General features: G+C 61.7%; 19 protein-coding genes. 12 read left to right on the forward strand and 7 right to left on the reverse strand.

Going from position 1 to position 14,042, the window contains the following annotated elements; translation table 11 throughout:
• Nucleotides 1-9 precede the first annotated feature (9 nt).
• Genes LDL32_RS03775 through LDL32_RS03810 form a run of 8 tightly spaced genes read left to right on the forward strand, consistent with a single transcriptional unit; the run spans nucleotide 10 to nucleotide 4,602 of the window.
• Complete coding sequence (locus tag LDL32_RS03775; protein WP_233064619.1) at nucleotides 10-495, forward strand: phage GP46 family protein; 486 nt, start codon at nucleotides 10-12, stop codon at nucleotides 493-495.
• Nucleotides 495-1,577 (forward strand): baseplate J/gp47 family protein, encoded by a 1,083-nt coding sequence (locus LDL32_RS03780; protein WP_233064621.1) that lies wholly within the window; start codon nucleotides 495-497, stop codon nucleotides 1,575-1,577. The genes LDL32_RS03775 and LDL32_RS03780 overlap by 1 nt, the downstream gene beginning before the upstream one ends.
• Nucleotides 1,574-2,119 carry a putative phage tail protein gene (locus LDL32_RS03785; protein ID WP_233064623.1) on the forward strand — a complete coding sequence of 182 codons (546 nt, stop codon included), beginning with the start codon at nucleotides 1,574-1,576 and terminating at the stop codon, nucleotides 2,117-2,119. Before LDL32_RS03780 ends, LDL32_RS03785 begins: the two co-directional genes overlap by 4 nt.
• Complete coding sequence (locus LDL32_RS03790; protein ID WP_233064625.1) at nucleotides 2,119-3,357, forward strand: hypothetical protein; 1,239 nt, start codon at nucleotides 2,119-2,121, stop codon at nucleotides 3,355-3,357. The genes LDL32_RS03785 and LDL32_RS03790 overlap by 1 nt, the downstream gene beginning before the upstream one ends.
• Nucleotides 3,358-3,366: 9 nt before the next feature.
• Nucleotides 3,367-3,597: a hypothetical protein gene (locus LDL32_RS03795; RefSeq protein WP_233064627.1), complete on the forward strand. Its 231-nt coding sequence runs from the start codon at nucleotides 3,367-3,369 to the stop codon at nucleotides 3,595-3,597.
• Nucleotides 3,594-3,932 carry a hypothetical protein gene (locus LDL32_RS03800; RefSeq protein WP_233064628.1) on the forward strand — a complete coding sequence of 113 codons (339 nt, stop codon included), beginning with the start codon at nucleotides 3,594-3,596 and terminating at the stop codon, nucleotides 3,930-3,932. Before LDL32_RS03795 ends, LDL32_RS03800 begins: the two co-directional genes overlap by 4 nt.
• Nucleotides 3,929-4,198 carry a hypothetical protein gene (locus tag LDL32_RS03805; protein WP_233064629.1) on the forward strand — a complete coding sequence of 90 codons (270 nt, stop codon included), beginning with the start codon at nucleotides 3,929-3,931 and terminating at the stop codon, nucleotides 4,196-4,198. The genes LDL32_RS03800 and LDL32_RS03805 overlap by 4 nt, the downstream gene beginning before the upstream one ends.
• Nucleotides 4,195-4,602 carry a hypothetical protein gene (locus tag LDL32_RS03810; RefSeq protein ID WP_233064630.1) on the forward strand — a complete coding sequence of 136 codons (408 nt, stop codon included), beginning with the start codon at nucleotides 4,195-4,197 and terminating at the stop codon, nucleotides 4,600-4,602. The genes LDL32_RS03805 and LDL32_RS03810 overlap by 4 nt, the downstream gene beginning before the upstream one ends.
• A gap of 208 nt (nucleotides 4,603-4,810) precedes the next feature.
• Here LDL32_RS03810 and LDL32_RS03815 read toward each other — a convergent pair whose 3' ends face one another.
• The 3 genes from LDL32_RS03815 to LDL32_RS03825 are packed head-to-tail and all read right to left on the reverse strand — an operon-like array spanning nucleotide 4,811 to nucleotide 6,918.
• On the reverse strand, nucleotides 4,811-5,653 hold the full coding sequence (locus LDL32_RS03815; protein WP_233064631.1) for a PhzF family phenazine biosynthesis protein: 843 nt from the start codon (nucleotides 5,651-5,653) through the stop codon (nucleotides 4,811-4,813).
• A gap of 27 nt (nucleotides 5,654-5,680) precedes the next feature.
• Entirely contained in the window at nucleotides 5,681-6,217 is a 537-nt protein-coding gene (locus LDL32_RS03820; RefSeq protein WP_233064632.1) for a sugar O-acetyltransferase, read from the reverse strand.
• Complete coding sequence (locus LDL32_RS03825; RefSeq protein ID WP_233064633.1) at nucleotides 6,214-6,918, reverse strand: DUF1349 domain-containing protein; 705 nt, start codon at nucleotides 6,916-6,918, stop codon at nucleotides 6,214-6,216. The genes LDL32_RS03820 and LDL32_RS03825 overlap by 4 nt, the downstream gene beginning before the upstream one ends.
• 68 nt (nucleotides 6,919-6,986) lie before the next feature.
• On the opposite strand from LDL32_RS03825, the gene LDL32_RS03830 reads away from it, so the two are divergent.
• Nucleotides 6,987-7,547 (forward strand): TetR/AcrR family transcriptional regulator, encoded by a 561-nt coding sequence (locus LDL32_RS03830; RefSeq protein WP_233064634.1) that lies wholly within the window; start codon nucleotides 6,987-6,989, stop codon nucleotides 7,545-7,547.
• 129 nt (nucleotides 7,548-7,676) lie between these two features.
• On the opposite strand, the gene hchA is transcribed toward LDL32_RS03830, so the two are convergent.
• Both hchA and LDL32_RS03840 read right to left on the reverse strand, forming a co-directional pair.
• Complete coding sequence (gene hchA / locus LDL32_RS03835; protein ID WP_233064636.1) at nucleotides 7,677-8,546, reverse strand: glyoxalase III HchA; 870 nt, start codon at nucleotides 8,544-8,546, stop codon at nucleotides 7,677-7,679.
• Between the two features lie 207 nt (nucleotides 8,547-8,753).
• Nucleotides 8,754-10,268, reverse strand: a complete 1,515-nt coding sequence (locus LDL32_RS03840; RefSeq protein WP_233064637.1) for an FAD-dependent oxidoreductase — start codon at nucleotides 10,266-10,268, stop codon at nucleotides 8,754-8,756.
• A 67-nt stretch (nucleotides 10,269-10,335) separates the two neighbouring features.
• Between LDL32_RS03840 and LDL32_RS03845 the strand changes: the two genes are divergently transcribed.
• The gene (locus LDL32_RS03845; protein WP_233064638.1) at nucleotides 10,336-10,788 is read left to right on the forward strand and encodes a MarR family winged helix-turn-helix transcriptional regulator; all 453 of its coding nucleotides are present in this window, start codon (nucleotides 10,336-10,338) and stop codon (nucleotides 10,786-10,788) included.
• 162 nt (nucleotides 10,789-10,950) lie between these two features.
• Here LDL32_RS03845 and istB read toward each other — a convergent pair whose 3' ends face one another.
• Both istB and istA read right to left on the reverse strand, forming a co-directional pair.
• Nucleotides 10,951-11,730: an IS21-like element helper ATPase IstB gene (gene istB, locus LDL32_RS03850; RefSeq protein ID WP_007396536.1), complete on the reverse strand. Its 780-nt coding sequence runs from the start codon at nucleotides 11,728-11,730 to the stop codon at nucleotides 10,951-10,953.
• The gene (gene istA / locus LDL32_RS03855) at nucleotides 11,720-13,243 is read right to left on the reverse strand and encodes an IS21 family transposase (protein ID WP_233064639.1); all 1,524 of its coding nucleotides are present in this window, start codon (nucleotides 13,241-13,243) and stop codon (nucleotides 11,720-11,722) included. Before istA ends, istB begins: the two co-directional genes overlap by 11 nt.
• Before the next feature lie 188 nt (nucleotides 13,244-13,431).
• On the opposite strand from istA, the gene LDL32_RS03860 reads away from it, so the two are divergent.
• Nucleotides 13,432-13,662, forward strand: coding sequence for a hypothetical protein (locus tag LDL32_RS03860; RefSeq protein WP_233064640.1), 231 nt, complete (start codon nucleotides 13,432-13,434; stop codon nucleotides 13,660-13,662).
• Nucleotides 13,659-14,000, forward strand: coding sequence for a helix-turn-helix domain-containing protein (locus LDL32_RS03865; RefSeq protein WP_007400607.1), 342 nt, complete (start codon nucleotides 13,659-13,661; stop codon nucleotides 13,998-14,000). Before LDL32_RS03860 ends, LDL32_RS03865 begins: the two co-directional genes overlap by 4 nt.
• Nucleotides 14,001-14,042: the final 42 nt, after the last annotated feature.

Here is a 14,042-nt window from a genome sequence, read left to right on the forward strand (position 1 = left end):
ACTGCGCGCATGCCAGCAGTCATCCCCTTTTCCCAGATCGCCATGGCCTGGTCACCCCGTGTCATGGCCTGCGATCTGGTAATCCAGCCCACCGGCAACGGTCGTGGCCGCATTGCCATTGACGGCACGGCGGCCACGGCGCTGCTGATCGCGCTGGGCACGGATCGCCGCGCGGAACCTGACGACACACTGCCCGATGATGTGACGGGCCTGCCCGCGCAGTCGGCCGGGCTGCTGGCGATGCGTGGCTGGGTGGGCGATGTCTGCCTGCCTGAAGGCCAGCGGCTGGGCACGCGGGCGTGGCTGGAAGCACGCGGCAAGGCCACGGAAGAAACCCGCGCCCGTCTGGCCGGATACACGGCGGAAAGCGTGGAGCCGATTGCTGATTACCATGGCACCGACATCACGACCGGGGCCGCGTGGCTGACGGATGACACCATCCAGATCACCGCGCAGGAAAGCGCCACGTCCGTCGCCACCGTGGTGGGTAGCTGATGCCCGCCGCGATCCCGACACCGGCACAGCTTGCCCAGCGTTTTGCGTCCGGCCTGGCTACGATCAGCTTTACCGCCAGCGACGGGACGCAGGTGGTGCTGGACGCCAATGCGCCGGGCAGCCTGGAACAGGTCCTGTCCATCGTGGCGGGTCTGGCGGGCGCTGAACAGTATCGCTACATGCGCGACTGGCTGCTGGAACTGATGGTCACCACGGCCACGGTGGATGGCCTGCTGCCCGACCACGGAACGGAATGGGGTGTCCCGCGCAATCCGGCCACGGCTGCCATCGGCAACGTGGTGGTGACCTGTTCACAGGCCGAGGTCATTCCCATTGGCACGCTACTGACGGTGGACGGGTCCATCCAGTGGGCGACCACGGCCGAAGGCAATATCGCCGCAGGCGCATCCGGGTCCATTCCCGTGCAGGCGACGGCCACCGGCACCACCGGCAATGTGGGCGGTGGCATCACGCTGACGCTGGTATCGCCCATTGCGGGCGTCACGTCCGTTGTGACCGACAGCGACGGGCTGGCCGGTGGTGCCGCCATTGAGGGGCAGGAAAGCTGGCGCGCACGCATCATCGAGAAAATCCGCAATCCGCCCGCAGGCGGCAGCGTGAGTGATTACGAGGGATGGGCCGAGGATGCCGGGGCTGCGTACGTCAATATCGTGCGCGACTGGGTCGGTCTGGGCACCGTCGGCATCATCGTGGCCATGACTGGCCCCAGCGTGCCGACATCGGCCGAGGTCGCGGCGATCCAGTCATACATTGATGATCCGACCCGCAGGCCCGTGCGGGCGAATGCGTATGTCGTGCCCGCGCAGCTCGCGCCGCAAAACCTGACGCTTTCGATCACGCCCGATACCCAGCAGAACCGCGACCAGGTGCAGACCGCGATTGCCGCCTATTACGCGACCACCAGCATTGCGGCGAAGCTGTTGGTGGCGCGGATTGACGCGGCCATAGCATCCGTCACGTCCGTGACCAGCTACATCCTGTCAGCCCCCACGGCGGATGTGCAGTTGGCCAGCAACCAGATTGCCACACTGGGCACCATCACATGGCAGGCGTCATCATGAGCCGCACGGCTGCCGAAATACGCGATGAACTGCTGATCCAGTTGATGCCCAGCGGCTGGGCATGGCCGAAAAGCACGCAGGCCAACATGGCCGCGCTACTGACACCGTTCGCCATCATGGCGGCGCAGTTCGAGGCGGATATCGACGCCCTGCGCAATGAGATCAGCCCGGCGAAATCGACCCTGCTTCTGGCGGATTACGCGCAAGTGCTGGGGCCTGACCCATGTGGCCGCGACCTGCTGGACCTGACCACGGCCGAGATGCAGGCGCTGCTGAATTCGCGCTGGGTTGGCGGCGGTGGTCAGTCCGAGCAGTTCTTCATCGACCTTGCCCAGGCGGCTGGCGTGACCATCACCATCGACTACCCCGAACCCGCAATCTGCGGTGAAGCGGTCTGCGGCGTGGATGTGTGCAGCCAGGACACGGATCGCCTGATCTGGATCATCAACCTGCCCAATAAAAACACCGGGCTTGAATGCCCCATCCAGCGGTTCTGTCCGCCGGATACGGCGCTGGTCTTCAATTATACGGATGCTGCCTGATGGATTACACAAGCGCCACCGGATACGTCACTGATGCGCAGGGCCGCAGGCAGTATCAGGATCGTGACCTGCTGAATGGGGTCAAGGGCACATCGCTGGTGGCCGCGGATCGCAATGCGATCCTGAACGGGCTGATGTATCTGATCCAGGCCGTTCAGATCGTGCCCAACCCGAACGATGACAGTCAGGTCTGGGCAGCGGTTGAAGCCATGATCAGGGCGGCGCTGCCCGGCGTCGACGGATCGCTGGACTTTGCCCCGGTAAGTGGCGAGTGGGAACTGGGCACGGCGGCGTTACGGGTGCTGGGCATGACCTACCTGATCAGCGCACAGCGGCCGCAGTATTTCTATCAGGATGCAACGGGCGCGCAGCAGCCGGGCGGCACGCTGGCCCTGTATTCCGATGTCACAGTGGAGCAGTCGGCCCGTGTGAGTGGAGACACGGCCGAGGCAACAGCCCGCGCAAATGCGGATGCAGTTCTTGTTTCCGGTATCTGGGCAAAAGGAACGACCGCCTATCAGGTCACCGGCCTGACCTACCTGATCAGTGCAGCCCGCCCGCAGTTCTTCTATCAGGACGATAGCGGCAACCAGTATTCCGGCGGCACGCTGCCCCTGTATTCCGACGTGACGGCGGAGCAGTCGGCACGTGCCAGTGGCGATAGCGCCGAAGCGACGGCACGTGCGAACGCCGATGCCCAGCTTGTATCCGGCGTATGGGCCAACGGTACAGGCGCCGGACAGGTTCTGGGCATGACCTACAACCTGACTTTCGGCGGCGGTGCGCGCCCGCAGGTCTTCTACAACGATGCCAGCAACAGCCAGCAGGTCATCGGGCTGGCCACCTATAACGATCTCTCCGGTTATGTCCCGAAGGGTGGGGTGCAGTATGGCCAGACGTGGGATGTGTGGACGCCTTCCGCCAGCACCACCACGGACCTTACCCTGACGTTCACCTGCGCATCCGGCGGCCTGCTGATGATGTCGGCTGGCGTCTACCCGTTCAGCGCGCAGCCCAGCAACGGCAGTTCCACAAATACGGGATCGGATGTCAACCTGATCCTGGACGGCACCAGCGTGTATGACGACAACGTGCGCAGCGCCACGCATGAGGACGTCCCCCAGCTGGTCGGGGCTGGCACGCATACCATCACCCTTCGATACACGGCCAACACGGCCACGACGGGCTGGGTGAGCCAGCGCGCCAAACTGTCCTACTTCTTCATCCCGACCGAATGAGGCTAAGACATGTCCACATCTGACACCATCCAGAATTACATCCTGTACCGGACGGCCGCATCCGGGTGGCAGGCGGTCGGCTATGTAATCGCCGCCATGCAGCTGACGGCGGAACAGGCGACCGGGGCTGCAACGGGCTTTGCCTATGCGCTGGATACGGCGGGGAAATACCCTGCGGGCAGCATCTATACGCCGACCGTGAGCGCGACCACGACAGATACGGCCGCAGCGGTATCGTGAGTGGCTTTGTCATCAAGCAGGGCAACACGTTTCGACTGGCTGCCCTGATCCGTACGTTTGACGGCAGGCCGCTGGACCTGACCGGCTGCACATTCACCAGCCAGCTGCGCGACGTGCTGGGCAACAGTCTGGCTGATCTTTCTGTCCAGGCCGTTCCCGGCCGGACGGGAATCATCCAGGTCACCTATGACGGCAATACCGGCGCATGGCCGGTCGGGCGCTACCGGGGCGATCTGCGCACCGTCTGGCCCGATGGCACCGTCCAGTCCAGCAATACGTTTGCCGTTACCGTCGTCGCGGGCGTGACGCTGCCTGCCACGGAGAATGCCGCATGACCACCCTCATGCCCCTGACCAACCAGCCGCAGGTGGTCGAGATCGCGCCCGGCAATGCCGCGACCAGACCGCTGTCGATCACGTCCGTGGCGTTTGATGGCGTGGGCAACCTGACCGTCACCCTGTCCGATGGCACGGTCCTGGAGCCGGTGCCGTGTGCCCAGCAGATCGCGGCGGCCTTCGGTGGTGTTGCCCTGGTCGTGGTGGATGCCAACGGCAACCTGCTGGCCAATGGCAGGCAGGTCGGCACGGTTTCCGCTCCATGATCGGGCATGTGTTCGAGGTGGCGAATGCCTGGTCCGGCCTGATCGAGCCTGCGCTGGGTCTGGTCGGTGGCTGGTATGGCAACGTGGCCAAGAACAGGCTGGCCCAGAAGCAGGAACAGCTATCAGCCGGACAGCAGGCGCTGGCGCTGGTGGCACAGACCCGCGAGATGCTTGCAGACTACATCCGGCGCATCGACGTGCTGACGCGCCAGCTATGGGCGCGTGATGACGTGATACAGGAAGTCTATGCCCAGGCTATCGCGGCCCGACTGCTGGTGCATGAACTGGATGCCAGCGAAGGACGGCCGCCACGGCAGTTTGAACCGCTCCCATCCTATCCTGCCCCGCCAGTCGAACCTGTGGCCCCTATGCCTGACCCACAGGGCATAAAAAAAGAGGTCTGATCGACCTCTTATACCCCTCTAAGAGCATTCTGTGGGGTTCCAAATCATGTGTCCCGCAGTTCCAAACCTGTTGGCGCGCTACAATGGAACAAGCGGACAGGCGATAGTCGCCTCATGTCAGACAATGCATGCGTGTTACGTATCTCAAAAACAGACACTCCTCCCGTATTGAAGCCTGCAAAGGTCCAGTGAATTCCTGCAAGAAGGATTATAACCGCAGCACGCCTGCAATCAGGGTTGTTGTCACCCCGCCAACCCAGATTTTTCCATCTTCCAGATCAACATGCACGCGTCCGGCCCGGCCAAGGCAGGTGCCCTGGCTGGCAATGTAATGATCGGGCGCAAGCCCGCTGCCTATGAGCCACTGCGCCAGCCCGGCGTTCAGACTACCGGTGACGGGATCTTCGTTCACCCCACAGGCCATGGCGAAGGCACGCACCTCGAACTGTGGCTGCTTTCCATCCTGTGCGGCATCCCATGGACCGATAACGCCGATACACAGGTCCGACAGGGCTGCGTAATCGGGTTCAAGCGCCAGAACCTCCCGGCGTGACCCCAGCATGATGGACAGCCACCCCGGCCCGTTATCAGTCCATGCCGCAGCCCGGATGGATGAGGCGGGAATCTTCAGCCCATCCGCAACCCGGTACAGCAGGGCAGGCTCCACCGAACCCGATCGCTGCAATGGAGGCGCTGCAAAAGCAAGGCAGCCATTATGCGCGCGCACCGGCACAAGGCCCAGACCACATTCCTGCACGATCATGTTCCCGCGCGGCTGGCCACCCGCAGCCAGCCAGGCATGACAGCTGCCCAGAGTAGGGTGGCCAGCAAATGGCAGTTCGGTCCGGGGCGTAAAGATACGCACCCTGTAATCTGCCTTCGGCGTGGTTGGCTGGAGCAGGAACGTGGTTTCACTCAGGTTCGTCCAGTTGGCAAAAGCGGCCATCTGCTCGGTGGTCAGGTTGTCGGCTCCGATCACTACAGCAACCGGATTGCCTTTGGCCGGTTCAGCGGAGAATACATCGATCTGTTGAAACTGGAATTCAGCCATGGGTGTGTCTGTTTGCCGGGGTTATGATCAGAGATGCAGAGGCCGCGCCGGATTGCCGGCCACGGTTACGCCCGAAGGCACATCACGCGTTACGACACTGCCCGCGCCGATAATGGCATGATCCCCGACCGTGATGCCGGGTAGGAGGATGGCGCCACCACCGATCCAGACATTGCGGCCAATGGTAACGGGGCGGCCAGATTCCAGCATTTTCTGGCGTAGCGCCGGGTCGCGTGGGTGATTGGCGGCAAGGATTTGCACGCCCGGACCGATCTGCGTGCCATCGCCAATCCTGACCGGCACCACATCAAGCACGATGCAGTTAAAATTGAGGAATACGTTGTTCCCCAGAAAGAGATTATAGCCATAATCACAATGAAACGGCGGGCGAATGCAGGTACTCTCCCCAACCGCGCCCAGCCGCTCGGGCAGGGAGGCATTGGCGTTGTTGTATCGGGCAAGCCACCGGGCACATTGTGCCATATCGCGCTGCAATTCGGGATCGCTGGCTATGTACAGCTCGCCTGCCAGCATTTTCTGTTTTTCGCTGCGGTGGGGCATCATGTCAGGTCATGCAGCGCCTTGTTAAGCGGCGGGGTCAGTTTCCAGTCAGAAAAACGCACCTTCAGGCCTTCGCGCTCCGGCGTGCAGCACATCGGCCCGACCAGATAGGACTCAGCCACGGGGAAGGGGGCCAGACGCACAAGCGGCCAGGTCCTGCCATCACCCGAGACCTGAAGCCGCAGCACGCCATCGGCCACGCTTGCGCGCATCCAGAAATCCTTCGGGTCGCCCTCATAAGGAGCCGTGGCCCAGTCCGAGCGGCCATCGGTCAGCACGCTGCTGAGCATGGCGCGGCCATCCGAGAGTTCTATGCCAGCCTTGACCCAACGCGTCTCGTCAATGCGCACCATGAGACCGGCCTGATCGTACAGCTTCTCATACTCAGCACGGATGCGCAGCTGCGCGGTAAAGCGGGCAGGGGCATGCATGCCGTAGAAATGGCCGCTATCGCGCGTGAAGCCGTAGAAAGTTTCGCGCCAGAAGTCGGAGCCTTTGTCCGTTGTCATCTCAAGCGCATCGGCCCTGATCGCGCTCTGGTGTGGTTTGTTGAGCCAGACCCCGCCACGCCATGGGCCGCGCGCGCTGGCATGCGCCCTGCCGCCCAGGGCCATGCCACCGGCTACTGCGCCTGCTGCGATGACCGTGCGCCGTGTCATGCCGGGGGAACCGTTCTTTTCGGTATTCTCGCTCACTGCTACCATCCCGCATCATTGAGATATTTATCTTGTGTACGAATGTACACATAACGCAAGGCTAAACCTGTTTCCTCATGTCAAGCAACCCTTCAGCCATCCGTCGCACTGACCCCGACCGCAAGCAGCGCATCATCAATGCTGCTCTAGACGTGATCGTGGAACACGGCGTGCAGGGCACGACACACCGCCGCGTAGCGAAGGCTGCGGGCGTGCCGCTTGGCTCGATGACATACCATTTCAACGGCATGGACGACCTGCTTCATCTGGCTTTCACGCAGGTGGCCCATGCCAGTTCCGCAGCATTTGTCGGGCGGCTGGCCGAGGCCGGAAACAGGGAGGAGGCAACAGAGGCGATTGTCGATATCATTGCCGGAAACATCTGGTCCACGCCACGCACGCTGCTGCTGAGTTACGAATTATATGCTTTTGCCGCCCGAAAGCCCGAACTCGCGGCCATCATGCGCGACTGGATGCAGGCCAGCCGGGAGGCGCTGGGGCGCTTCTTCGATCCGCTGACCTGCCGCGCGCTCGATGCCCTGGTCGAGGGCATGGGCATTCATGGCTCGGTGGATCACGCCAGGCTGGACCGTGGGCAGATAGAGGACATTATCCGTCGCCTCTGTACGCCGCAGTGAAACGGCCCAGCCGTCATATAGTCTTAAGAATAAATTATAAGAGCATTCTACAGCGGATACCCCGGAAGCATGCTGGAGGTGTCCCCCGGTTGCAAGTGGGGAGACCTCCCTGCGACCGTATAGCCGGTTCTATCTGTTGGCAGCTTCAAGCAGGACTTCAGCTGCCAGCTTGCCAAGATTGTTCGATGCCAGCGGGCTATCGCCCGTCAGCAGGTGGCGATCACGGTGCACCTGGCCGGTAATCCCCGTGTTGATGATCTTTACATTGTATTCGCGAAGTTTTTCACCGACCAGCCACGCCATTGGCCCCGGGATGTAGCCAATTTCGATATTGGCCCCGGTATCCAGACTGTCTGGAAAGACGCACATCTCATAGCCTTCATATGCGAACCTGCCACCATCGACCGTTGTCGCCAGCAGGCTGGCGGGCCCATGACAGAGCGAGATCGTGAAGCGTTCGTTGATCTGTGCCCAGCGCAGGATATCGCCAACCTGTTTGCTGAATGGCACACCATTGAGGACGCCGTGACCGCCCGGAATGAACACACCAAGATACGGTGCTTCAGCAGTGAGGCCTTCGCCTGTCACGTCAGCAAGTTTCTTCGGCGCTTTGAGCTGCTTTTCGTATTTCCTGTAGATCGATCTGACGGCCTCGTCTTCATGCGGGAAGGCCCACCACTCGAACTTTACCGGATCGCCGGAGATGGTCGCGATATCGATCTCAAATCCCGCCGCATCCAGATGATACATGGGCAGAAGCATTTCGACCGGATGATTGCCCGTCGAGAAAAACTCACCGTCTTTCATCATCAGGTATCTCTCCTGAGTGCCAATCATCAGTATTTTCCACTTTCCGCCGGTGTAAGGTGCAGGATAGGTGATGCCGTCAAAATCGGTCTTTGAAGACGTGTATTGGGTCAGGGAATATTCCGACGGGAAGAAAGCGTTGTCCTCTGCCCGGTCGGGCATCGGCGCGCGGCTCAGTTGTTTATCGCTCATGAGTATTCTCCTGTTGTCAGCCTGTCGCGAGCGACCGGCTTACGGTCAGACCTCGCGGCATCTCCTCAATCAGAAAGCGTGGCAAGGTATGCACCGAACCATACGTTGCTTCGCGGAAGAGATGAAAGGGGGGCATCCCTCAACACGAGACCATCATGAGGGGTATTCATGTGACTTTTCGATAGCCGACATCTGGCTTTCCCCCCATCATGACCTTTCGAGCGTATCGGCCGGGCAGGACGGCAGCACGTGCGCGAGGTAGCGCGAAAGCTGCGGCCCCAGTCCGTCAGAGGGAAAGATCCCGGCGATGTAACCGTCCGGACGCACGAGCACCCACTTACCGGGTTCGATCCCGTACGCTGCGGCGATATCGCCATCTTCGTCGACGAGTTCATGCCCCACTCCGACAGTGACGATACGGACGCCCGCGATGGCCGACGGCCGGTCGTGCGGCTGGTAGCCGAGCAGGGTCCAGTGAGACCCTTGAAGAACCGTGAACAGCCGTGTCCGTTGCCCCGCCTGCCCGCGACAGGGAGCATCGGGTGCGCGATCGCCCGCCTGCACCCTGCCGCCCACCAAGCCGGGCGCGCTCAATGATGAGCCGCGATAGCCGAGGTCGAGTTGACGCGCTTCGCGATCGCGCCGCATTGTGCCCTGCTTTGCTTCACCAAGCAGCCGCGTCGAGAGATGAAGCATGTCCGACGCAATAGGTCGGCGCTCCGCCTCGTAGGTGTCGAGCAGCGCTTCCGGCGCACCCGCGAGCACGGAGGCGAGCTTCCAGCCGAGATTATAGGCGTCCTGAACGCTGGTATTGAGACCCTGACCACCGGTTGGCGGGTGAACATGAGCGGCATCCCCCGCAATGAAGACGCGTCCGACCCGGTAGCGATCAGCCAGACGCGCATTCATCACATAAACCGAGGACCAGGACACCGAGCGAACGGCGATGTCCGCTCTGCCGGTCCGGCCCCCGATGAGCGCGGTCAGTCCGGCCGGAGACAGGTCGATCTCTCCCTCCAGTGCCACGGGCGCCTGAATCTGGAACAGATCGGTTCCCGCCAGTGGACAGATCATCACCTGTGTCGCCGGTGAACCGAGCTGGAAACGATGCCAGACGGACCGATCAAGACCTTCCAGCCGCACATCGGCAACGATCGCACGCACGCCCAGTGCTTCTCCCGGAAAATCAATAGCCAGGGCATGGCGCACGAAGCTGCGGCCGCCGTCGGTTCCGACGAGGAACCGGGCGCGGATCATATGCTCGCCGGTTTCCCCTCTCATCCTCGCCGTCACGCCATGTGCGTCCTGTTCAAATCCGGTCAGCCGTGTACCGAAGCGAGGATGATGCCCAAGCTCGGCAAGCCGCTCCCGCATGACGGCTTCGGTTGCGAACTGCGGCAGCATCAGCGGCGCGGCGTAAGGTTCGGCGGGAGTGGGGAAGACTTCCGCCTCTGTCAGAAGCGACACCTTATGGGTTCCATCAGGACGATACTGGCACAGCGGCGGATAGGGGCCGCCTGCTGCCGCCACGCGGTCGACGAAGCCGAGATCCTCGAAGATCTCCATCGTCCGGGGCTGGATGCCTTTCCCGCGCGATCCGCTGAACGGCTGCGTGTTCTGTTCGATCAGTCGGAACGAAACCCCGCGTCGGGCGAGATCGATCGCAAGTGTCAGGCCTGCGGCCCCGGCACCCGAGATCAGGACGTCTGTATCGAAGGACACTGGCAACTCCGCGAATCAATGTGTAATATTCACGTATCTCGGAGCGACGTCCAAGGCAACAAAAAGCGTGAATAATACACATGATCCTGATATCCTGCGCGGGCTGCATGTCGCGATCATCGATCTGGTCGATGAAATCAACCAGCCGCGTCGGGATGATCGACTGATCGAAGAAGCGGGCATTCCACTGGATCGCGCCCTGTTTCCGCTTCTGGCGCGCGTAGGACGCTACGGTCCTGTCGGTGTTGTCGAACTCGCGGACCGTACAGGGCGTGATCATACGACGATCAGCCGACAGATGACCAGGCTGGAAGAGCTGGGCCTTATCGAGCGCCACCCGTCTGCCGCGGACAGGCGTGTTCGCGAAGCGACAGTGACTGGAAAGGGACAGGAAATGGTCGACCTGCTGAATGCGGCCCGCCAGAGGCTGGCGAACCGCATTCTCGTTGACTGGACGGATGCCGACCTCGATCAGTTACAGACGCTTTTGCGACGCTTCGCTGACGACCTGATGCGATGATCAATCCAGAATCAAACTGGTTGCTTCCCTCGTAAAGCTATGTCGTCTTCAAGAATGGAGCAGACAGGCGACAAACTGTTGATTTTCACTGAGAACTGACCCGGGTTTTTCATCAGGAATTGACCCAGCCAGCTGCTATTTCAGGCATAGTCGGGCGGGCGGTCAAGAAGAGGATCTGTCCTTTCTGTTTTTTGACGCGGCGGTGCTGGCGCGGAACCTGTAGCTGTCATTTCCTGTCTCGAGGATATGACAGTGATGGGTCAGCCGATCGAGGAGCGCCGTTGTCATCTTCGGGTCACCAAAGACGTCTCCCCATTCACTGAAGCTCAGATTGGTTGTGATGATGACACTGGTGCGCTCGTAGAGGCGGCTGAGCAGATGGAACAGCAGGGCGCCCCCAGACGCACTGAAGGGGAGATAACCGAGTTCATCAAGGATCACGAGATCCAGGCGGAGCAGCCTGTCGGCAATCTGCCCGGCCCGGTTGGCGGTCTTTTCCTGTTCGAGCGCATTGACCAGGTCGACCGTTGACCAGAAGCGCGCCTTCTTGCGGTGATGGGTGATCGCCTGGATGGCCAGCGCGGTCGCCAGGTGGGTTTTCCCGGTTCCCGGACCGCCGATCAGCACGACATTTTCAGCACGCTCGATGAAGTCCCCGCCATGGAGCTGGCGGATCATGGGCTCGTTGACCTGCGTATCGGCAAAGGAGAACCCGGACAGGTCTTTATAGGCGGGGAACCGGGCGGTCTTTGTCTGGTAGGCGATGGAGCGCACTTCGCGTTCGGCCAGTTCCGCCTTCAGGAGTTGTGAGAGGATGGGAATAGTCGCCTCGAAGGCAGGTGCGCCCTGCTCGATGAGGTCGGCCGTGGCCTGGGACATGCCATACATCCGCAATCCACGGAGCATGACGACAAGTGAAGCAGCAGCAGGATCATGACGCATGGCGGCTGTCCCTTCGCAGGATGTCATACCGCCCTGTATCGGCGCACGGTTCGTGTTCGAGCACCAGGGCCTGTGGGGCATCGAGCCGGGGAACCACGGTTCTCCTGGCATCGATCAGGCGATGAAGCGTATTGAGAACATGGGTCTTGGTCGCCACGCCGTCTTCAAGTGCCAGTTCAACCGCGCAGAGGACAGCCTGCTCATCATGCTGCAGCACGAGGGCCAGGATTTCAGCCATTTCCCGGTCGCCTCCAGGCCGCCTGAGCAGTTGATCCTGCAGGGTCCGGAAGGCAGCCGGCAATTCGGCAAACGGCGCGCCATTGCGTAGGGCGCCCGGTTTGCGCTGGATGACCGCCAGATAATGCCGCCAGTCATACACCGTGCAGCCTGGCACACCATGCGAACGCGTGATGATCCGGTCATGCACGCACAGAACCTGCCCTTCGGCGATAATGCGCAGCCTGTCGGGATAAACCCGCAGGCTGACCGGACGATTGGCAAAGGAGGCCGGCACGCTGTAGCGGTTGCCTTCGAACTGGATCAGGCAGGTTGGTGAGACGCGTTTGGTCTGTTCGATAAACCCGTCAAAGGGACGCCCCGGCACCATGAGGTGAGGACGCTCGCTGGCATGGACCTCGGCGATGCTCCGGGCCAGTTCGATATGCTGCAGCCGTTCCCAGCAGGCCAGGCAGCGGGCTTCCAGCCAGGCATTCAGCGCCCCCAGATCAGGAAAGGCAGGCAGATCCTGCCAGATCTGGCGTCGGGCATCCTGCACGGTCTTCTCGATCTGCCCTTTCTCCCATCCCGCTGCCGGATTGCAGAAGGTCGCCTCGAACAGATAATGGCTGGCCAGGGCCATGAAGCGCAGATTGACCTGACGTGCCTTGCCAGAGCCAATCCGGTCCACGGCGGTCTTCATGTTGTCAAAAATACCCCGCCGTGGCACGCCACCGAGCACGCGGAAGGCCTCGGCAAGCGCATCAAAAAGCATCTCGTGGGTCTGCAGGGGATAGGCCCTGAGTATGAAGGCCCGGCTGAAGGACAGTTTGGTGTGGGCAACCTGCAGCCTGACGCGACGGCCGGCAATGACCGCCCAGTCCTCACCCCAGTCGAACTGGAAGGCTTCCCCGGGCTGGAAGCTCAGGGGCACGAAAACACCCTGACCCGTTGTCTGGCGTGCCTGGTGCTGTTCGTGTTTCCATTGCCGGATGAAAGCGGCCACCCGTCCGTAGGATCCATCATAACCCAGTGCCACAAGGTCTTCATGCAGTCGTCGCGCCGTGCGCCGGTTCTTGCGGGGGCGGGCGGCTTCCAGGACCAGCCATCCCCTCAGCCTGTCAGCAAACGGGTCCAGTCGGCTGGGACGTTCGGGTAACTGGAACTGCGGTTCAATACTCTGTGCCCGGAGATATTTCCGGATCGTATTGCGTGACAGTCCCGTCCGGCGTTCGATCTCGCGGATCGGAAGATGATCCCGGCAGTGCCACCGACGGATCACACTCAGAAGCTCCATGTCAATCACTCCTCAAACCCCCAGCAGATGCTGCCGGGGAGTGTGAAGGCATGGGTCAAATCTCGATGAAAATTTCCGCCCTACCCGGGTCAGTTCTCAGTGAAAATCAACAGGCTGGCCCTGTCCACCAGTCAGGGCCAGTGCGGTTATGCCGCGCCATCCGCCGCAACGCGCGGGCAGGGGGCGGCATGAGCGACCTGCCTGACCACCCGATCCTGCAGGGCCTCGAATTCGGACGCGAGATCTACAGCATCGAAATCCACGGCAACGGCCGGGGCGAATACGTGGGCATCACCTGCGAGGATGACAGCCCGTGCCGCATCGTCTTTCGCGGCAGGCTCATAACCGAGAACGGCCGCAGGATCATCCGCGCACGTGGCACGCAGGCATGGCCCAAAGCGGGGAGGGAAGGCGGATGACGCAGCCACCCTCCACCATGGAAAAGCGCGTTGATGCGCATGTCATCGCGGAACGCACCGGCGTGCCCCACCGCACCATTCTTGCACTCGCCCAGCGCGGGGAAATCCCGGCCGCCAAAATCGGCCGCCGGTGGACATTCAGCCCCGCCCGCATCGAAGCCTGGATCATTGAACAGGAGAGCCTTAATTGCCAAAGCCGCCGCGTAGACAGTCGGGCAAAACACCGAAAAACTGCTTCCTTCGCGGCGATACGTGGTGGGCGCAGATCATCATTCGAGGTGAACGATACCGAGAAAGCCTACGCACAGTTGATGCAAGGGAAGCGGAAAAGCGCGTAAAGGCCCTGCGCCTGCGGCTGGAGCGTACCGCCCTGGACGTGC

Source organism: Komagataeibacter sp. FNDCF1, from assembly GCF_021295335.1.
Classification (GTDB): Bacteria; Pseudomonadota; Alphaproteobacteria; order Acetobacterales; family Acetobacteraceae; genus Komagataeibacter.